Origin of the sequence: Bradyrhizobium sp. 159 (assembly GCF_023073795.1) — a bacterium.
GTDB lineage: Bacteria > Pseudomonadota > Alphaproteobacteria > Rhizobiales > Xanthobacteraceae > Bradyrhizobium.
Window position 1 is genome coordinate 214,447 of the sequence record NZ_JADPKE010000041.1, and the last position, 19,107, is coordinate 233,553.

Sequence of the window (19,107 nt, forward strand, 5' to 3'; positions counted from 1 at the left end):
GCCTCTGACGTGAGCAAGATCTGGACCGGGACGAACAAGGCAGGCGGGACGCGCGGCAAGGCTGCGCGATCCCCCTCCCTGTGGCTCACGGTCCTCTCGCTCACGGCGATTGCCGTTCTGATCGCGCTGGGCATCTGGCAGGTCGAACGCCGCGCCTGGAAGCTGGCGCTGATCGACCGGGTCGAGCAGCGCGTTCATGCCCCGGCCCAGCCGGTTCCCTCGCCCGCTGCGTGGCCCACGATCTCCACCGCGAACGACGAGTACAGGCACGTCACCCTCACCGGCCGTTTCCTGCATGACCGCGAGACGCTGGTGCAGGCCGTCACCGAGGAAGGCCCCGGCTATTGGGTGCTGACGCCGCTTCTGCGCAGCGACGGCACGCAGGTCCTGATCAACCGCGGCTTCGTGCCCTCCGAGCGGCGCGACGCCTCGACGCGCCGGGACGGCAATCCCGACGGCGAGGTTGAGATCACGGGTCTGTTGCGCATCACGGAGCGCAGGGGCGGATTCCTCAGGAACAACGTGCCGCAGCACAACCGCTGGTACTCGCGGGATGTCGCCGCGATCGCGGCGGCACGCGGCCTCCACGAGGTCGCGCCCTTTTTCGTGGATGCCGACGCCGGATCACAAATTGCCGGCGGTCCGATCGGCGGATTGACCGTGATCCGCTTTCCCAATAACCACCTGATCTACGCACTGACGTGGTTTGCCCTGGCTTTCATGCTAGCCGGTCGACTTTTCGTCACATTCGGCGGCGGGCTATTGCGCCGCAAACGCTTCGTCCACGAACCGGCCGGCGGCTCCGACGCCGCTGCCCGCAGGACGGGATCAGATGCTGGAACGATCGTCGAGCCGACCTGACGACGCAAAGTCGAGCCCCCGGACGCTGGCCCATGGCGGCGAGCTGGCCGTGACGCTGCAATCGCAGGAGGACGCGCGCGGCGAGCTGATCGGCACTGCTCCCACCGACGACGAGACCAACCGCAAGAACATGGCGCTGCTGATCCAGCTGCGCTGGACCGCGGTGGTCGGCCAGATCGTGACCATCGGCGCCGTGCATTTCGGGCTTGGCATCCCCCTGCCCTTGGAACGGATGGGCGCGGTGATCGGCGCGCTGGTGCTGCTCAACGTCTCCAGCCTGGTCTGGGTGCGCCATCGCGCGGCGATCACCAACAACGAGCTTTTGGTCGCGCTGATGCTCGACGTCGCCGCGCTGACCGCGCAGCTCTACCTCTCTGGCGGCGCCACCAATCCCTTCACCTCGCTGTTCCTGCTCCAGGTCACGCTGGGCGCGGTGCTGCTCGACGCCCGCTCGACCTGGTCGCTGGTTGCGCTGACCTGCGCGAGTTTCGTGTGGCTGACGCTCGCCTACAGGCCGCTCGACCTGCCGCCAAATCCCATCAGCGAGACCTACAGCCTCACCGTAGCAGGCATGCTGTTGGGCTTCGTCCTCAACGCCGTGCTGCTGGTGGTGTTCGTCACCCGCATCAACAGGAATTTGCGCGAGCGCGACGCGCATCTGGCGGCGCTGCGCCAGCACGCGGCCGAGCAGGATCACATCGTGCGCATGGGCCTGCTCGCCTCCGGCGCGGCCCACGAGCTCGGCACCCCGCTCGCCTCGCTTTCGGTGATCCTCAGCGACTGGCGCCGCATGCCAGATCTCGCCGCCGATCAGGAGCTCGCCGAGGATCTCGCGGAGATGGAGACCTCGCTGCAACGCTGCAAATCGATCGTGACGGGCATCCTGGTGTCGGCGGGCGAAGCACGCGGCGAAGGCTCCTCGCCGACGACGGTGACGGCGTTCGTCACCGCGCTGGTGGAGGAATGGCGCGACGCGCGCTCGGCGCGGACGCTCTACTTCGTCAACACCTTCGGCGAGGACGTCGCGATCGTCTCCGACATCGCGCTGAAGCAGGTGATCTTCAACGTGCTCGACAACGCCTATGAGGTCTCGCGCGATTGGGTCGAGCTCGTCGCCGAGCGCGAGGGCGACAATCTCGTGCTGTCGATCAGCGACCGCGGCCCGGGCTTTGCGCCGGAGATGCTGGCGCAGCTCGGAAAGCCCTATCAGTCCAGCAAGGGCCGCGCCGGCGGCGGGCTCGGCCTGTTCCTGGTGGTGAACGTGGTGCGCAAATTAGGAGGCAGCGTGACCGCCGAGAACCACAGGAAGCGCGGCGCCACCGTTCGTCTCACGCTGCCGCTCGCAACGCTCGCGATCGGAGGGAATTTTGACGCCTGACCGCTCGCTCATCGTCGTCGAGGACGATGCCGGCTTCGCCCGCACACTGAAACGCTCGTTCGAGCGCCGTGGCTACGAGGTCGTGCTCGCCGCCTCGATCGAAGAGGTACGCCAAGTGCTGGAGGAGCGCTCGTTCGGCCACGCCGTGGTCGACCTCAAGCTCGGCGGCGCCTCCGGGCTTGCCTGCGTCGAGCTCTTGCACACGCATGATCCCGACATGCTGATCGTGGTGCTGACCGGCTTTGCCAGCATTTCGACCGCCGTCGAGGCCATCAAGCTGGGAGCCTGCCACTACCTGGCAAAACCGTCGAACACCGACGACATCGAGGCCGCCTTCAACAAGGCCGAAGGCAACGCCGAGGTCGCGCTCGATGCACGACCGACATCGATCAAGACGCTGGAATGGGAGCGCATCCACCAGACCCTGATCGAGACGGATTTCAACATCTCGGAAGCGGCCCGAAGGCTCGGCATGCATCGGCGGACGCTGGCAAGGAAGCTGGAGAAACGGCCGGTCAAATAAGGTGTCGTCCGGACCAGCGTCCCCCAAACAAAAAGCCCGGCCGAACGGCCGGGCTTTGATCTGTTGCAATCGATACGACGGGTTGCTTACGCAGCCTCGTCGGCAACGGTGGTGTCGTCGCCATCGGTGTCGTCGGTATCGCCCTCTGCATCCGTATCTGCTTCGCCCTCGGCGGCTTCCGCCTTGGCGTTGCGGCGCGGGCTCTTGGCAAGCTGGGCCTCGATCTCCTTGACCGCCTCGGTCTCGGTCGAATGCTGCACCACCGCGATCTCGCGGGACAGACGGTCGAGCGCCGCTTCATAGAGCTGGCGTTCGCTGTAGGACTGCTCCGGCTGCGACTCCGAGCGGTAGAGGTCGCGCACGACTTCCGCGATCGCAACGATGTCGCCCGAATTGATCTTCGCTTCATATTCCTGGGCGCGGCGCGACCACATGGTGCGCTTGACGCGGGCGCGGCCCTTGAGGGTCTCCAGCGCCTTCTTGACCAGCGCCGGATCGGACAGCTTGCGCATGCCGACATTGGCGACCTTGGCAGTCGGAACGCGCAGCGTCATCTTGTCCTTGATGAAGTTGATGACGAACAGCTCGAGCTTGGCACCGGCGATCTCCTGCTCCTCGATGGCCAGGATCTGGCCGACGCCGTGAGCGGGATAAACGACGAATTCGTTGGCCTTAAAGCCCTGACGCTGGGTGACGACCTTCTTTTCCTCGACTTTCGGCGCAGCAGCGGGCTTGGCGGCCGGCTTGGTAGCGGCAGGAGCCTTGGCATGAGCAGCAGCAACGGGAGCCTTCGGCGCGGCGGGCTTGGCAGCGTGAGCCTTCGCCGGGTGAGCCTTGGCAGCAGCAGGCTTGGCAACGGTCGCTTTCGCGGCCGATTTGGCAGTCTTGTTAGGCATTGCGCTTCTTTTGTTCTTCGAGGACTTTGCAGCCGGCGCCTTCGTCGCGGTCCGACCCTTGGATGCGCTACGGCTGGCCGCGGCGACTTTTTTGGCCTCCTTATGGGAAGCCCTCGCTGAAGTACTCTTTTTACGCGTTTTCTGTGACACAGCCTGCGCGCGGAAACTGCCACGCCCCTGTTCGACATTTGGTTTCACGGGAACCCAGAGGGGCCAACGGGGCTGACGGGGTTCGGCTTAATGTGCCCAATATAGCACATTTCCCGCAAAAATCAATGATTTAGGGGTCTTCAGGGCTGGTTTTCGGCGGTAACGCAGCTATTAGGGTTAAGTTTGGGCCCTAATTAGTCTCCCGAGCCCGGGTTCGGAGAAAAATATTTCTCGAACTTGCCTTCCATGCCATCGAATTCCTTGGCGTCGGCGGGTGATTCTTTCTTCTGGGTGATGTTGGGCCAGCTCTTGGCGTAGTCGGCGTTGACTTGGAGCCACTTTTCCAAGCCCGGTTCCGTGTCCGGCTTGATGGCGTCGGCGGGGCATTCCGGCTCGCACACGCCGCAATCGATGCACTCGTCGGGATGGATGACGAGCATGTTGTCGCCCTCGTAGAAACAGTCGACCGGGCAGACCTCGACGCAGTCGGTGTACTTGCACTTGATGCAGTTTTCAGTGACGACGTAAGTCATCCAACGCTCCGAAAAGCTCTTTCAAAAGTCGCGGCTTGCGTAGCGCGGATGGCCCGGCGCCGCAAGGTCGGGAACGGCCGATCATGACACTTGTGTGCGTTTGACCAGCCAAGAAATGAATGCACCGCGCAATTAATTGCGCTCGCCGAGCTCTTCGTAGAGCACGCGGGCCGAGGCGGCATCGCCGCGGCGCTCGTTGAAGGCGATGACCTTCAAGACGCGCACGGTGCGATCGAGCGCGATGGTGAGCACGTCGCCGACCTTGATCGCATGCCCCGGCGATGTCTCGCGTGCGCCGTTGACGCGAACGTGGCCGGTGACCACCAGCTCAGCGGCGGAGGTGCGCGCCTTCACCACCCGGGCGTGCCACAGCCATTTGTCGATGCGCTGCCGCTCGGTCGTAGGATTACTCCTTGCGCCCCGCCAGTTGCTCTTTCAGCGCTGCGAGCTTTGCGAAGGGCGAGTTCGGATCAACAGGACGATCGCGTTCGCGCGGATTCGCGCTGGAGGCATAGGGACGCAGCGACGGACCGGACTCGCGGTCGCGGCGGTCGCGGCCCTTGTCGCGGTCGCGGCCACGGTTGTCGCGGCCCTTGTCGCGATCGCCGCCGAACTTGCCTTTGTTGTCGCGGTTGCGATCGCGATCCTTGTTGTCGCGGTCCTTGCCCTCGAAACGGCGATTCCTGTCGTCACGCCCCTCGGGACGCGGCGCACCGTCTCCACCACCTTCGCGGCCCTTGCGAAAATCCTTGGCCCCGTCGCGGCGATGACCACCACCATGACGATGGCGCTCGCCCGGCTTCGCGCCTTCGGCTGCTTCGCCGGACGCGGCCGTGCTGCCTTCTGCACTCGCCTGCGGACGCGGCTGATGGTGACGCTGATGGCGATGGCGCTCGTGGCGCGGCTTGCGATCCTCGTGACGGCCGCCGGGACGCCAGACCTCGACGAGCTCGGGCTCGGCCGGCGTCGCCGCAGCCTCAGGCGCGACGGCTTCAGGCGCGGCAGCATCAGGCGATGCAGCAGCTTCCGTTGCCGCGGTCTCGGCGGCAGCGGCTTCGAGGCCGGCAGCCTCTGCCGGCGCAGCAATCTCTTCCGCCGGTGGCGCGATGCCGGGCGCATCTTCGGGCGTGACGGCAGCCTCAGGCGGAGCTTCCGGCGCAGGCTCTGCGTCCTGCGCGCCCCCGTCGTGCTGCTCCATGCCGGGGGCGTCTTCGACCGTGACGGCTTCGGGAGCGACTTCACCGGATGCTTCTGCCGACAGACCCGCTACGGCCTCCGCTGCGGTCTCGGTCGACGTCTCCGCGCTGCCCTCGACGGGCGGCGTCTCTGCCGCGACCGTCTCGGTCACCACAGGCTTTGGCGGCAACGGCGGACGCTTCTCCATGCGATAGCCGAGCGCGCGCAGCACGGACGCAAAGTCCTCGCCGGCCGACCCGGTGAGCGAGGTCATCGCCTGCGTCACCACAAAACCGCGGCCGTCGAACGCGCCGGCCGGCTTTTCGCCGGGCGAGTTCTCGCGCCAGGCCAGCGCCGGGCGGATCAGATCGGCAAGCCGCTCCAAAATATCGACGCGCACGGCGCGCTCGCCGGCCTGCTTGTAGCCGAGCACGCGATAGGCATCGCGCGGCAGCTGCTTGTCGACCGGGAACGAGGTGCGGCCCGAAGATGCCAGATGCTGAGCGCCAGACAGCGCGGAGAGATCGACATTGTCCTGCTTCAACGCCCAGAGCAGCGCTGCGAGCGCGCGCGCGGCGGGCTTGAGCAGACCGGGGAAATAGATGTGATAGGCCCCGAAGCGGACGCCGTATTTGCGCAAGACCGCGCGCGAGGACTGGTCGAGATCCTTCAGCTCGCTGGCGATCTTCGGCCGCTCCAGCACGCCGAGCGCCTCGACCAGCTGATAGGCGATGCCGCGGGCGATGCCGGTGACATCCTCGGCCTTTGACAGCTCGAACATCGGCCCGAGCAGCTTTTCGATATGCGTCTTGAGCCAGAGCTCGAGTCGGGCCTGCACCTTCTCGCGGGGCGCCCCAGTCAATCTCTCGTCCGAGATGATGCGGATGCGCGGATGCAGCGCGTCGTCTGCGGCGGACAGGCGCGCCACGGCATCGCCGGTCCAGCGGATGATGCCTTCGGAGGTCAGCACGAACTGCTCGTCCGGTGCATTGCCCAGCTTTTCGGCGCGCGCGTTGATCTCGCCGGCGAGCACCGCTTGCGCTGCAGCCTGCAAGGCTTTCGCATCGGAGCCGGCTTCCGCAGCGTCCGGTGCAAAGGTGAAGCCGTCGAGGCGGCCGATGACGTGGCCTTCGACGATGACTTCGCCGGTCTTGCCGATTTCAGTATTCAAGCTCGTGTTCTCCCGCAGGCGGCGCATCAATACACTGGTCCGGCGATCAACGAAACGCTCAGTCAAGCGTTCATGGAGCGCATCCGATAATTTATTTTCGACCTCGCGCGCGATCCCCTGCCAGCGTTCGGGGTCTTTCAGCCAATCCGGGCGGTTGGCGACGAAGGTCCAGGTGCGAATCTGCGCGATCCGGGCCGACAGCGTGTCGATGTCGCCATCGACGCGGTCGGCCTGATCGACCTGGGCGGCAAACCAGCTATCGGGGATGCATCCCTTCTGCATCAGGAAGCCGTACAGCGTCGTCACCAGCTCGGCATGGGCGGCCGGCGACAGCTTTCGGTAATCGGGGACCTGGCAGGCCTCCCAGAGGCGCTCCACGGCCACCTTGCCATGCGCGATATCGCGCACATCGACGTCGCGCGCAGCATGATCGAGCACGCGCATGTCCTCGGCGATCGGGGCGCGCGTCAGCGCCTCGTGCCCTGGGGCCAGGTTCAGCGACACCTGGAGCGCGCCGAGCGAAGAGAAATCCAGCTTCGAGTTGCGCCATTGCAGCATCTTCACGGCGTCGAAGGTGTGGTTCTGGAGCGCGTTGACGAGTTCGGGCTCGAACGGGGCGCAGCGGCCGGTGGTGCCGAAGGTGCCGTTGCGCGTGGCGCGGCCGGCGCGGCCGGCGATCTGCGCAAATTCCGAGGGCGTCAGGCGGCGGAACTGGTAGCCGTCGAACTTGCGATCGGAGGCAAAGGCAACGTGGTCGACGTCGAGATTGAGGCCCATGCCGACCGCGTCGGTGGCGACGAGATAGTCGACGTCGCCGTTCTGGAACATTGCCACCTGCGCGTTGCGGGTGCGAGGGCTGAGCGAGCCCAGCACCACGGCGGCGCCGCCATGCTGGCGGCGGATCAGCTCGGCAATGGCGTAGACCTCGTCGGCGGAGAAGGCGACGATGGCGGTGCGGCGCGGCTGGCGCGTGATCTTGCGGTCGCCGGCGAATTCGAGCTGCGACAGGCGCGGCCGCGTGATCATGGACACGCCCGGCAAGAGGCGCTCGATGATCGGGCGCATCGTGGCGGCGCCCAAGAGCAGCGTCTCGTCGCGGCCACGGCGGTTGAGAATGCGGTCGGTGAAGACGTGGCCGCGTTCGAGGTCGGAGGCGATCTGGACCTCGTCGATGGCGAGGAAGGAGACGTCGAGATCGCGCGGCATCGCCTCGACGGTCGAGACCCAATAGCGCGGCTTCTTCGGCTTGATCTTCTCCTCGCCGGTCACGAGCGCGACGCTCTCTGGCCCCGCGCGATCGGCGATCTTGTTATAGACCTCGCGCGCAAGCAGGCGCAGCGGCAGCCCGATCATGCCGGAGGGATGCGCGAGCATCCGCTCGATGGCGAGATGGGTCTTGCCGGTGTTGGTCGGCCCGAGCACCGCAGTGACGCCGGCGCCGGGGGCACGCTCGGAAGCGAAGGGGGAGGAAGAAAAAGCCATTCCGGAGATAGGTAGTGCCGATTTGGGCGAATGTCAGTGCTGTTTGAGGCGATGAGGCGATCAGGTGTCAGCGATGTCTCCGAACGCCACCACGCGCTCCGCTGTCATGCCCCGGCTTGACCGGGGCATGTGGCACGCCGTGGCTCATCGGCTCAACCACGACCGCCTCGGCGTACTGGATCGCCCGGTCAAGCCGGGCGATGACAGCGAGCGCGGAGCAGTCTTCCCAACCTCGCGCAACTGTCTCAGTTTGCGACGCCTTTCCCGCTCGCCTTAAGCTTCGGAACGACTCTAGAACGAATCGCGGCCGAATCGCTGACTCCCGATTGCGTCCCGTTCCGTTCACGCAACATGTCGCGGGACTCGCCACAGGTGCGCACTAGATGAAGGCTCGGGCTGCCGTACAAGCGACGATTTGATGACGGATTCCTTAAAGCTGGGGCGGCGGGGAGTCGAATCAGAATCGGGCGGGAGTCAAATGGATTCCAGGTTCCCCGACCTGCCAAAACAAAAATGCGAAAACAACCCCATGCACAGTAGGGAAGTCATTGATATCTCATACGTTCTTACGCTCCCCTGGAGGGGTCCGGGACGAGCGTAGCTCGCCCGTGGTCGATCGCGCGCAGCGCGAGCGGGGTGGGGTGATCTTTCCGCCCGGCACAGCGCCCGTGGGGAGAGATCACCCCACCCCGTCGCACATTTCGCTGCGCTCATGTGCGCCGACCCTCCCCTCCAGGGGAGGGTTAAGAACTGCTACTGCGTCTTGGCGACGCGTGGCGGCTGGGGGGAGGTGATGAAGCTCGTCGCTTCCAGCATCGCAGGCCCCAAGGGCGTCGGCACTTTCAGCCAGAACGGGACCAGGATGCGCGTTCCCGCCACCGGCGCAAAGGCGATCTCGATGTTGCGCTGGGCGGCGAGGTATTTGATTACGGGGCGGTCGGGGATGTAGCCGGCCACGGGCACGAAATAGAGCGCGCAGACCACGACCGGGCCCTTGTATCCCTTCTCGGCCTTCACGCTCTCCATGCGCTTGAAATCGAGTTTCAAGTCGTAGCGCATGCGGCCGTCGAACACGGGCGCGCTGTTATGGCAGGCTTCCGGCGACACCGGATCGCCATTGCCGGGCACGCGCAGCAGCGAGGCCGTCATCGGGTCCCAGACGCCGCGGCGATGCGCTTCGGTGACGACGATGCGATCGGGGTCGACCGGCGGCTCCGGCAGGATCGCAAAATCCTTCACATTGCCCTTGTCGAGCGTGATGCGGATCTCTTCGGTCTTCTTCGAGGTGGTGGTGGAGGCCTGATAGCCGGTCGCAACCAGCGCGCCGTTGACGACGCGGCCCTGCGAGGCGCCGGTGCCCGAGCCACCCGCGAACGATTTCAGCAGCCCCGTGGTGCCGCCGGAGGCCGCGGCGGCGAACACGTCGTCCTGGATGTCGATGTTCCAGGCGCCCTTGCCGACGGGAATGCCTGATAACGTCGCCTCATATTGCGCCTCGAGCTTGCCTTGCGCCGCTGCCGGCGCCGCCCCCCACGCCAAGGCGAGCCCGCACAGCGCCGCCAGGGCCAACTGGCCGGCGCGCCGCCGCGGCGGATGAGAGGTCAGGATATTCACGAAGCCATCCAATGGGGCCGTCAGGCCTTGTTAGTTAAGCCAAAAACAGCGGCAAACAATGTGCTGGGCGCCAAAAGCGGCGGAACTCCCCAGGACTCTTCGGCCGCGAATACGCCCTTTATGTGATGGTAAGGCGTTCCGATCATTGCCGTTTTGGTGATCGGGGAAGGTGTGGTCGCGGGCGCGGTCACCTCTCCCGCTTGCGGGAGAGGTCGCGCGAAGCGCGGGTGAGGGCTCTCTCCTTTGGGGGCACTGTCGCGACTGCCCCTCCGCGGAGACAGCCCTCTCCCCAACCCTCCCCCGCGCGCGGGGGAGGGAGCGCACCGCGGGTGCCGCGCGAGATCCCGGGTTCGCGCTCCCCGCGCCCCGGGACGACGGGCCAAAAACGGCCCGTCGCCTTGACGTCCCGCCCCTTCCCCCCTATACGTCCGCCCGCTCCCTGCAAGGACGAAAGAATTTGCCCCCGTGGCGCCCCGAATGGCGGCCGCAAATCGTTGGGGGCTCGAACCTGAGGATTTCTACCATGTCTCGCCGCTGCGAACTGACGGCCAAGGGCCCCCTCGTCGGCCACAAGGTCAGCCACTCCAACATCAAGACCAAGCGTCGCTTCCTGCCGAACCTCGTCAACGTGACGTTCATCTCGGAAGCCCTGGAGCGCAACGTGCGCCTGCGCGTCTCCACCAACGCGGTCAAGAGCGTCGACCATAATGGCGGCTTAGATGCCTTCCTGCTCAAGGCCAGCGCCGACGTCCTGTCGCCGCGCGCCCTCGAGCTGAAGCGCGCCATCCAGAAAAAGGTCGGCGACGCGCCGGCGAAGAAGGCGAGCTAAGATTTCAGAATTGGGCGGGGGCTAAGTTGCGTCGCGTGGCGTAGGCTTAGCCAGTAGAGTTGCGTTGCGGCCGGATCGGAAGATCCGGCCGTTTTTGTTTGGGAAGCTTTGCTCTTCTGCAACTACAGAGCGCGGCGTAAGCTAACTGCGCCTCGAATCAGATAGAGCAATGGACGATATCTCAAAGGACCTACTTCAGATAAAGTTTAGAGGGCGAGCGATTCCGCCTCATAAGGCAATAATTGCTCCGGTAATTGGAGCTCGAAATGTTCTGACGAACAGCCCGTGGACATACGTTGCCTTGTGGCTCAAGAGAGGAGGCAAGGACAAGGCACTCCTCTATTGGCAGCAAGCGCAGGAATTCCACAAGGTATCCCTCGGCCTTCCTCCTCAATCGGCACCTCTGCTGCTTTACTATTCTTTCTTGAATGCAACGAAGGCGCTTCTATCAGCCAAGGGAATTGTATTTAACGAACGTCACGGCGTTTCAGAGCACACTCCGGCCTCGCAACGAGGAAGTTCCTCTCTCAATCACCTTGGCATCAAAATCCAGCAACATGGAGTATTGCCAAGCCTGTCGACTTACTACCAAGAATCCGAAACCAACAAGACTCACACTCTTCAAGAACTATTCTTCAACATGGTTTTCATACACCGAACCTATTGCCTAACCTATACATCGCAATCCGAAATGTTTATTCCAATCGCTAACTGCGGTTTCGTTGCAGATAGGCCATCCAAGCAAGTATATTTTCGCGCAGACATTACGAAGAACATTCCCTTCGCGACGGCCGTTAAGCGACTCCCAGTCCTTTTTGTTGCCGACGAGAAGTTTGGCCCTCGGGCAATTCGGTCTGTAGCCTCCGCGGCCTGCCAAAAGCCCGGTAAGTTGGGCGCGAGGGCTCTAGCCAACATTGCCGATCTAAACCAGAGCCTGCGCAGCGAGTTATTCTTTATAAACGGCACGGAGCCACTTTGGTACATCAGGTCTCGAACGCGCGGCCCAAAGCGCATTGAACGCCAACTGCCTACGCTCATCTTAGGCGCGATGCACCGGCTCAGCGAGATCAGCCGTTATAATCCGCCGCAGATGGCATCCCTCCTAGCTGGACAGAAGAATTGGTTACTAAGCGAATTTATTCAGATGTCTGCTGAACAGTTCATCGACGAGATTGCATCGGAGCTAACAGGCATTCAATTCCTAGTTCCAAACATCCGGGCAGCGAGCTGATGAATATCTACATCGCGTGCGCTCTGATCGATACCGATCAAATCCAGCTTCATTGATGCCAGCACGATAAGAAACAACTCCGCAGCAAGTCGCTACGTTCTTGATCTTGTTAAGGACGGCCTGAGTAAAAAGGAGCAGGTCGATCTCGCTCTCTCATATCGATTGATGAAGGACGAATTTCTCACGGACGAGCGGGTGCGTGAAATAAATGGATCGCTCGACCAAAAGAAGGGAATCGTATCTCAGAAGAGACCACAAGGCGCTGCGCTCTAGTAACTTATACCCAAAATAATGTCGCTGAGATCAAAGGGAAGATCTATCAAATCAATCGCTGCATCCCAGCACATGTAGAAGTATGGTCATGGTACTCCTTTCTGCTCCGCGAACTTGCTCGACCCTATCAATCGAGCCTAATCGGCTCTCGGATACGAGGAGTTCATTGGACTCAAGGGCGATCTGACAGATACGCCAAGCAGACTGAGATCAAACGTTTCTACTTCGGAAATCAGGGCCTTATCTACTCCGACAAGATCGCGCAGTTTGTACTCGCCTGCAACGAAGCGTCCGCCGGCGCCGTGATCCGCAGGCTGGAAGAGCGCTTTGATATGATCTACATCGACGAATTTCAGGATCTCGCCGGCTATGATCTCGATTTAATCGAGTTGATTTTGCGCTCACGCGTACAAGTGAACCTTGTTGGTGACCACCGACAGGCAACATTTCGCACAAACAACTCCGTTAGGAACAGCGCCTATTCCGGCATCAAGGTCATTAAGAAAGTTCGAGAGTGGGAAAAACTCAAACTATGCAAGACCACCTACCAAGCCGAGACCCATCGCTGCAATCAGGGCATTGCCGATATTGCCGATGGTTTCTTTCCGCGGGAGCCCAAGACGAGATCACTCAACGATAAGCTAATCGGCCACGACGGAGTCTTTGCCGTTAATAACAGCGATATAGCAGCCTACCTTGAAAGATTCCGACCGCAAGTACTCCGCCTGGATGTCAAGACAGATTGCCACGGCTACGAGGCGATGAATTTTGGCGAATCGAAAGGACTCACCTTTGAACGAGTCCTAATATTTCCGCACAAGCTCGCCAAATCTTGGCTGGCTAGTGGCGACATCAGACACGTGGAAAAGTCGGCCTCGAAAATGTATGTCGGAGTTTCTCGTGCCCGGCACAGCGTCACGTTTGCCTATGATGGTGCTCTAGGGGTAACTGGAATTGCGCGGTACGTTATGTAGATTCATTGTTCTCGACCCAGCTAGCAAATGCGTGTTGTCCAATTTTCCCCATTTTCCGCTATACTTGCCCAGATAGCATCACCCGGAGGCGCATTCCGTGGAGCACGCACCCAACACCGACCGCAAACCCGAGCCGAAAACCTCATCATCTGCTGTGACGGTACTGGCAACGAGATCAGCGAGAACATCTCCAACGTCCTGAAAATCCGCGGTCGGCACGGTGACGGCACTTGTAAACAACACCCCTCGCGCGTTAACCGTGCATTAACCAACGCAGCCTAGCCTGCGGTAATCGTCCAGCCATCATTAGCCCGAAATGCCGTCCCGGTTCGCTCCAGGAGAAGCGCCGATGTGCGTTGCATTGTTGACGTATGCCGATCTCAGTGCCCGCCTCGACATCTCCCGAGAGGCCGCGCGTTCGCTTGCGCGACGCCGCCATTTGCCGCGCTCGCGGTCGGAGGACGGCAAGGCCCTGGTCAGGGTCGATTTCGCCGAGCTCCGCTACACACCCCGCCCACGACGCGTCCGCCGGGCAGACCCGATCGATGTCTCCCTGGCGAAGATCGAGGCCATCAAGATCCAGGCCTTCAAGGCGGAGGTGGCGCGGCTCGAGGCCGTCGCAACCGCCTACAGGGCAGTATTCGAGCGCGAGCGCGAACGTGCCGATCGCCTGGCCGTCGAGCTGACGCAGGCGGCCGCCGAGACGACCGCCGCCAATGCGTGGGCGGCACGACTGGAAGACGAAGTGGCGGTTCTCCAGGCCGGTCGCCGGGCGGGCGGCACGATCGCGGGGCAAGCCGCGCTTCGATTGGGACATCTGGCCGCTGCGATCGTGCAGGCAGACCGGGCGGCTCGCAGGTAACACTCGAGACTCATCTCCATCCCCGGCTTGCCGGAGCAATCACGAGGGAAGTATGACTGGCACCACCGATATCCACGAAATGAAGGCCCGCATTGTCGTGTTTGGCGTGGGCGGCGCCGGCGGCAATGCGGTCAACAACATGATCACAGCCGGGCTGCAAGGGGTCGAGTTCGTGGTCGCCAACACCGACGCGCAGGCGCTTGCGATGTCGAAGGCGAGGCGCCTGATCCAGCTCGGCACACAGGTGACCGCAGGCCTCGGCGCCGGCTCGCAGCCGGAATTGGGCCGCGCCGCAGCCGAAGAGGCGATCGATACGATTCGCGATCAATTGACCGGCGCGCACATGGTGTTCGTGACGGCCGGCATGGGCGGCGGCACCGGCACCGGGGCTGCCCCCATCGTCGCCAGGATCGCACGCGAGCTTGGCATTCTCACGATCGGCGTGGTCACCAAGCCGTTCTACTTCGAGGGCCAGCGCCGCATGCGCTTTGCCGAAGCCGGCATCGAGGAGCTGCTGAAGACGGTCGACACGCTCCTGATCATCCCGAACCAGAACCTGTTCCGGGTGGCCAGCGAGAAGACCACATTCGCCGATGCCTTCGCCCTTGCCGACCAGGTGCTTTATTCGGGCGTCGCCTGCATCAGCGACCTCATCGTCAAGGAAGGCCTGATCAACCTCGATTTTGCCGACGTCCTCTCCGTCATGAAGGAGAAGGGCAAGGCCATGATGGGACGGGGCGAGGCTTCCGGCGAGAAGCGCGTGCTTGCCGCCGCCGTGGCCGCGATCTCCAATCCATTGATCGAGAATCCCTCGATCAAGCGCGCCAGTGGCCTCATCATCTCCATCACCGGCGGCAAGGATCTCATGCTGTACGAGGTCGACGAAGCCGCGACCCGCATTCGCGACGAGGCCGACCCGGACGCCAACATCATCGTCGGCGCGTCGTTTGATGACAGCCTCGAAGGCATCGTCCGCGTCTCGGTGGTGGCGACCGGAATCGATAATCTCGACCCGGCGCAGCAGGCGCAGCCGGTGGAGACCGCCCTCACGCAGCTCGCCGGCAGGCTGCGCAACGACGGCCGCCGTATCGCCGATCGCATCGAGCGCAGTGCGCCCCTTGCGCAGGTGGAAAGTCCGCCGCTCCGCCCGCAGCCGCACCACCCGGTGGGGCCGCCGGCAAGGCCGAGCCTGGAACATGCACGCCAGCCGGCCGACCGGCCGCTCGATCCTTACGGCCGCACCGCTATGCGCAATGCGCCCGACGAGGCCGTTCTCGACATCCCGGCCTTCCTGCGCCGCGCCGCCAACTGAACGGTGGCAGGAGGGAGTTACGGTCGTCACCGGGGCGCGACGACATCGCGAGCTATGATGCGCCATGGCGCATCTGAGCATGCATCGAACCGCGGTGATTGTTGAGCAATGGATTCTCGGGCTCGCGCCAAGAGGCGCACCCCGGAATGACGGAGCGGCTTGCGGAGAAGGCTATCGCATATGACAGTTGGAGGCTGCCGGATGAGTTCGGCCTGCATGGTTCGAGACGCCCGCTTTGGCGGGCTCCTCACCATGAGGGTTTGATATCGCGCCGCCAAACGAGACCTCATCCTGTGGAGCCCGCCGACGGCGGGCGTCTCGAAGGATGCGCCGCAAGGAAGCCACCCGCCAGGTTCACGCTGCCGTGCTGCGGGGGCCCTCCTGTGTTTCCTTCTTCCGACTCCTTATCGCGGGACAGCCACGCCGGAAAACGTAGCAGGCGTTCGTTGCTGTCTTTCGTCAGCTCGATGACGGAGCGGCTTGCAGAGAAGGCTATCGCATATGAGAGTTGGAGGCTGCCGGATGAGTGGCGGGCTCCTCACCATGAGGGTCTGATAGCTCGCCGCGAAACGAGACCTCATCCTGAGGAGCCCGCCGAAGGCGGGCGTCTCGAAGGATGCGCAAGGAAGCCAGCCGCCAGTTCACGCTGCCGTGCTGCGCGGGCTCTCCGGTGTTTCCTTCTTGTCCGTCTCCTTGTCGCGGGACAGCCATGCCGGAAAACGAAGCAGGCGTTCGTTGCTGTCTTTCGGCAGCTCGATGGCAGGTTCATCGGGCGAACTCGGGAGGTCCAGCGCGACGTGGCCGGTTCGCACCGCATCCGCGCGCTGATCCAGTTCGCGCAACAGAGGATCGAGCACACTGTCGATTTCGGTCGCCACCGACACCAGGAAACTATTGAGCTCGCGCGCCTCGGGCACGATTGCCGCAGCCGATTCGATCGCCTTGGAGAGGCCATCGACGACGGGCGCAAACGCGCCGGCGGCTTGCTTGATTCGGGTTTTGATCGCTTCGATCTCGACCAAAACGCGCTCACGCTCCCGCCTTTTCTTCTCCTCCGAAAGGCGGGCTTCAATTTCGGCGATCTGGGCCGTCAGGGTCGTGGCTTCGGATGCGAGTGCATCGCGTCTTCCGCGCGCGCGCTCGAGATCGCGGCTGAGATTGTCCACTAAGTCGTCCTTTCCAAACATGGCTTTGCTCCGTACGACAGCCGTTTTGGTCCGTAGGACGGCCGTGGCGCGAACCGCCAGCCTGGCAAGCTCAGCAAAGGCTGGACGGGCCGAAACAGGCATCAACTTCGGTCGCGTCACATGGGCCGACATGGTGATCCCCCACTCGTCCACATTAGGCGACGGCATGGTTAACAAGTGGTTAATGTCAACAGAAGATAAATGAGGCACCACGCCGGCGGCGCCGGCTTCGTCTCCTCGCTGCCATCCATTTCCGCTATACTGCAGTCGCATCACCCGGAGGCGCATCCCATGGAGCATGCAGCCAGCACCGACCGCAAACCCGAGCCGAAAAACCTCGTCATCTGCTGTGACGGCACCGGCAACGAGATCAGCGAGAACATCTCCAACGTCCTGAAGCTCTATCGCTGCCTGCGCAAGACCGACAAGACGCAGCCGCGGCAGATGGTGTTTTACGATCCGGGAGTCGGCACGGTGACGGAGCCGACGACGTGGCATCGCTGGAAGGCCAATATCAATATGGTGCTGGGGCTCGCCACCGGCTATGGGCTCGATCACAACGTGCTCAGCGCCTATTGCTTCCTGGTTCAGCATTACGCAGCCGGAGACAAGATCTACCTGTTCGGCTTCTCGCGCGGTGCCTATACCGTGCGGGTGCTGGCGGGGCTGATCCACAAGCTCGGGCTGGTCTCGCCGGAGCAGGTGAACCTCGCGGGCAGCGGCCTCATCGCCTACAAGCAATATTCCGGCACCGGGCGCGGCAACGACGTCGAGGACCTCAGCGACGTCACTTTCGACGATCAGGGGCCGCTACCGAAAGACCAATTCGACCTCGCAGCGCAGTTCGCGCGCATCACCTCGACGCGCTGGCCGACCATCCACTTCATCGGCGTCTGGGATACCGTGGCGAGCGTGATCGTGCCCCGCGCCGACCGGCTGTATTGGCCGAGCTTCGAGGAGCTCGCCTTCACGCTGCGCAATCCCAGCGTCAAAATCTTCCGGCAGGCGATCGCGATCGACGAGCGGCGCTGCATGTTCCGCCTCAAGGCGTATGACGCGCCGCAGGAGTTCTGGAGCAACCGCTATGTGCCGGACGAGAAGAAGGTGCCGCAGGACATTCTGCAGGTGTGGTTCGCCGGCGTGCATGGCGACGTCGGCGGCGGCTATCCGGAAGCCGAGAGCGGGCAGTCGAAATATCCGCTGCTGTGGATGATCGAGGAGGCCGCAAAGGCGGGGCTGAACTTCAACCCGCGCACGGTGAACCAGCTCGCCTTCGGCATTCAGCGCAAGAACTCGCCGTTCAGCTATGTCGCGCCTGCTTTTACCGGGAAGACGGGCGAGCTGCACGATTCCATGACGGCAGCTTGGCGGCTGCTGGAATATTTGCCGAAGCGCGCGAAGTACAAGGAGTGGCCGGAGCGGAAGGTGGTGCTCGGCTTCTACATTCCCGATAGCGAGCCGCGCGTCATTCCGGAAGGCGCGCATGTGCATGAGAGCGTGGTCAAGCGGATGGCGGTGGGGCCGGACTATCGGCCGGTGAATCTGCCGAAGAGTTACGTGACCGTGCCGATGCCGGTGGGGCCGCATGGGGGAGACGATGCGGGCATACTGCCACTCTCCCCTGGAGAGGGAGGGTCGGCTCACATGGAGCGGAGCGAAATGTGAGACGTGGGGTGACAGTCTCTCCACGCAAGCGCTGTCCGTGTGGGGAGATCACCCCACCCCGCTCGCGCTGCGCGCGATCGACCCTCCCCCTCCAGGGGAGGGTGGCAGCCCGCTACCGCCGCTTTGTTCTTTCGCCGCTACTTTTCGTTAAAATTCTCAAGCCTGCTTTAGCGGGATCGCATCATCTCTCTTCCAACATTGGAACCGATCCCCGCGATATCTGCGGAATTGGAGGAGAGTGCCAATGTATCCGCGCAAATATGCCCGCGTGAAACCTTCGGGATTGGTGTCGCGCCAGGCCAAGATCATCACCGACCCGCGCGCGCCGGTGATTCCCTGCACGCTGATCGACTATTCGCCCGGCGGGGCCTGCGTCGATCTCGGCGGACAGGTGAGCATTCCCGATCGGTTCGAGCTCTTGCACGTCAACACCAAGAAGCGCTGCCGCATCGCGTGGAAGCGCGGCACGCGGGTGGGCGTGGTGTTCTAGGGCCGAAGGCCGAGATGCCCCGCTTACCCTCCCCTGGAGGGGAGGGTAAGAGCCGCGCTACGCCCGCATACGCGCCTTCGTCCCCGCGACGATCTGCATGGCGACACCGCCGATCCAGCCGAGCAGAGCGAGCCAGGTCCAGGCGATGTGCGGATCGAGGCGGAGCACGATGACGGCGACGGAGGCGAGCGCGGTAAGCGTGGCGCAGAGCGTGCCGGCCGAGCTCAAAAACTCCGCGGCGTCGATCTGGCTGTGCGCCTCGTCGAACGGCATTTGCGGCGTGTCGATCCCGATATAGAAGCCGATGAAGCCGAGCACCATCATCAGCAGCAAGAACCCCTGCGTGGTGAGCGTGGGGATCGCCGATCCCACATAGGCGCCGACGAACAATCCGCACGCCGCGCCCGCCATCGCAAGACCCACGCGCTCGAACACATGGGCAGTTTTGCGAACACCAAAACGCATGGCCGGCCTCCGTGAGCCGTTGAGGGGACGGAGGT

At 63.3% G+C, this 19,107-nt stretch carries 17 protein-coding genes; 10 read left to right on the plus strand and 7 right to left on the minus strand.

All coding sequences use genetic code 11. The annotated features are described in order from the left end of the window. Positions 1-9: 9 nt before the first annotated feature. The 3 genes from IVA96_RS10120 to IVA96_RS10130 are packed head-to-tail and all read left to right on the plus strand — an operon-like array spanning position 10 to position 2,762. Positions 10-861 (plus strand): SURF1 family protein, encoded by an 852-nt coding sequence (locus IVA96_RS10120; protein ID WP_247276319.1) that lies wholly within the window; start codon positions 10-12, stop codon positions 859-861. After that, positions 833-2,239, plus strand: a complete 1,407-nt coding sequence (locus tag IVA96_RS10125) for an ATP-binding protein (protein ID WP_247276318.1) — start codon at positions 833-835, stop codon at positions 2,237-2,239. The genes IVA96_RS10120 and IVA96_RS10125 overlap by 29 nt, the downstream gene beginning before the upstream one ends. Then, on the plus strand, positions 2,229-2,762 hold the full coding sequence (locus IVA96_RS10130) for a response regulator transcription factor (protein ID WP_247276317.1): 534 nt from the start codon (positions 2,229-2,231) through the stop codon (positions 2,760-2,762). The genes IVA96_RS10125 and IVA96_RS10130 overlap by 11 nt, the downstream gene beginning before the upstream one ends. Before the next feature lie 86 nt (positions 2,763-2,848). Here IVA96_RS10130 and IVA96_RS10135 read toward each other — a convergent pair whose 3' ends face one another. From IVA96_RS10135 to IVA96_RS10155, 5 genes are all read right to left on the minus strand, one after another. Next, on the minus strand, positions 2,849-3,658 hold the full coding sequence (locus IVA96_RS10135) for a CarD family transcriptional regulator (protein ID WP_247276316.1): 810 nt from the start codon (positions 3,656-3,658) through the stop codon (positions 2,849-2,851). A gap of 344 nt (positions 3,659-4,002) precedes the next feature. Next, complete coding sequence (fdxA, locus tag IVA96_RS10140) at positions 4,003-4,341, minus strand: ferredoxin FdxA (RefSeq protein WP_018643465.1); 339 nt, start codon at positions 4,339-4,341, stop codon at positions 4,003-4,005. 132 nt (positions 4,342-4,473) lie between these two features. Continuing rightward, the gene (locus tag IVA96_RS10145) at positions 4,474-4,725 is read right to left on the minus strand and encodes a S4 domain-containing protein (protein WP_346015473.1); all 252 of its coding nucleotides are present in this window, start codon (positions 4,723-4,725) and stop codon (positions 4,474-4,476) included. 22 nt (positions 4,726-4,747) lie between these two features. After that, the gene (locus tag IVA96_RS10150; protein ID WP_247276314.1) at positions 4,748-8,170 is read right to left on the minus strand and encodes a helicase-related protein; all 3,423 of its coding nucleotides are present in this window, start codon (positions 8,168-8,170) and stop codon (positions 4,748-4,750) included. Between the two features lie 753 nt (positions 8,171-8,923). Further along, positions 8,924-9,733 (minus strand): DUF3108 domain-containing protein, encoded by an 810-nt coding sequence (locus IVA96_RS10155; protein WP_247276442.1) that lies wholly within the window; start codon positions 9,731-9,733, stop codon positions 8,924-8,926. A gap of 574 nt (positions 9,734-10,307) precedes the next feature. Here IVA96_RS10155 and rpmB point away from each other — a divergent pair. The 5 genes from rpmB to ftsZ all read left to right on the plus strand — a co-directional run bounded on the left by rpmB (position 10,308) and on the right by ftsZ (position 15,265). Next, on the plus strand, positions 10,308-10,613 hold the full coding sequence (gene rpmB, locus IVA96_RS10160) for a 50S ribosomal protein L28 (protein WP_247276313.1): 306 nt from the start codon (positions 10,308-10,310) through the stop codon (positions 10,611-10,613). 169 nt (positions 10,614-10,782) lie between these two features. Further along, entirely contained in the window at positions 10,783-11,844 is a 1,062-nt protein-coding gene (locus IVA96_RS10165; protein WP_247276312.1) for a YaaC family protein, read from the plus strand. 575 nt (positions 11,845-12,419) lie between these two features. Then, positions 12,420-13,091: a UvrD-helicase domain-containing protein gene (locus IVA96_RS10170; RefSeq protein WP_247416980.1), complete on the plus strand. Its 672-nt coding sequence runs from the start codon at positions 12,420-12,422 to the stop codon at positions 13,089-13,091. Between the two features lie 349 nt (positions 13,092-13,440). Next, complete coding sequence (locus IVA96_RS10180) at positions 13,441-13,953, plus strand: hypothetical protein (protein ID WP_247276308.1); 513 nt, start codon at positions 13,441-13,443, stop codon at positions 13,951-13,953. 52 nt (positions 13,954-14,005) lie between these two features. Beyond that, complete coding sequence (gene ftsZ / locus IVA96_RS10185) at positions 14,006-15,265, plus strand: cell division protein FtsZ (RefSeq protein WP_247416984.1); 1,260 nt, start codon at positions 14,006-14,008, stop codon at positions 15,263-15,265. 641 nt (positions 15,266-15,906) lie between these two features. Here the strand turns inward: ftsZ and IVA96_RS10190 are convergent. Continuing rightward, positions 15,907-16,584, minus strand: a complete 678-nt coding sequence (locus IVA96_RS10190) for a hypothetical protein (RefSeq protein ID WP_247276306.1) — start codon at positions 16,582-16,584, stop codon at positions 15,907-15,909. Positions 16,585-16,743: 159 nt separating this feature from the next. Here IVA96_RS10190 and IVA96_RS10195 point away from each other — a divergent pair, with 159 nt between their 5' ends. Both IVA96_RS10195 and IVA96_RS10200 read left to right on the plus strand, forming a co-directional pair. Next, positions 16,744-18,117: a DUF2235 domain-containing protein gene (locus tag IVA96_RS10195; RefSeq protein ID WP_247276441.1), complete on the plus strand. Its 1,374-nt coding sequence runs from the start codon at positions 16,744-16,746 to the stop codon at positions 18,115-18,117. Between the two features lie 244 nt (positions 18,118-18,361). After that, positions 18,362-18,607, plus strand: a complete 246-nt coding sequence (locus IVA96_RS10200) for a PilZ domain-containing protein (protein ID WP_247416988.1) — start codon at positions 18,362-18,364, stop codon at positions 18,605-18,607. Between the two features lie 57 nt (positions 18,608-18,664). On the opposite strand, the gene IVA96_RS10205 is transcribed toward IVA96_RS10200, so the two are convergent. After that, on the minus strand, positions 18,665-19,072 hold the full coding sequence (locus IVA96_RS10205) for a hypothetical protein (RefSeq protein ID WP_247276304.1): 408 nt from the start codon (positions 19,070-19,072) through the stop codon (positions 18,665-18,667). Between the last annotated feature and the right edge of the window lie 35 nt (positions 19,073-19,107).

Coding starts and splice junctions, on each gene's coding strand:
- IVA96_RS10165 (WP_247276312.1), top strand. CDS start 10,783: ATGGACGATATCTCAAAGGACCTACTTCAGATAAAGTTTAGAGGGCGA.
- IVA96_RS10200 (WP_247416988.1), top strand. CDS start 18,362: ATGTATCCGCGCAAATATGCCCGCGTGAAACCTTCGGGATTGGTGTCG.
- IVA96_RS10150 (WP_247276314.1), bottom strand. CDS start 8,170: ATGGCTTTTTCTTCCTCCCCCTTCGCTTCCGAGCGTGCCCCCGGCGCC.
- IVA96_RS10135 (WP_247276316.1), bottom strand. CDS start 3,658: ATGCCTAACAAGACTGCCAAATCGGCCGCGAAAGCGACCGTTGCCAAG.
- IVA96_RS10195 (WP_247276441.1), top strand. CDS start 16,744: ATGGAGCATGCAGCCAGCACCGACCGCAAACCCGAGCCGAAAAACCTC.
- rpmB (WP_247276313.1), top strand. CDS start 10,308: ATGTCTCGCCGCTGCGAACTGACGGCCAAGGGCCCCCTCGTCGGCCAC.
- IVA96_RS10205 (WP_247276304.1), bottom strand. CDS start 19,072: ATGCGTTTTGGTGTTCGCAAAACTGCCCATGTGTTCGAGCGCGTGGGT.
- IVA96_RS10180 (WP_247276308.1), top strand. CDS start 13,441: ATGTGCGTTGCATTGTTGACGTATGCCGATCTCAGTGCCCGCCTCGAC.
- IVA96_RS10125 (WP_247276318.1), top strand. CDS start 833: ATGCTGGAACGATCGTCGAGCCGACCTGACGACGCAAAGTCGAGCCCC.
- ftsZ (WP_247416984.1), top strand. CDS start 14,006: ATGACTGGCACCACCGATATCCACGAAATGAAGGCCCGCATTGTCGTG.
- fdxA (WP_018643465.1), bottom strand. CDS start 4,341: ATGACTTACGTCGTCACTGAAAACTGCATCAAGTGCAAGTACACCGAC.
- IVA96_RS10190 (WP_247276306.1), bottom strand. CDS start 16,584: ATGTCGGCCCATGTGACGCGACCGAAGTTGATGCCTGTTTCGGCCCGT.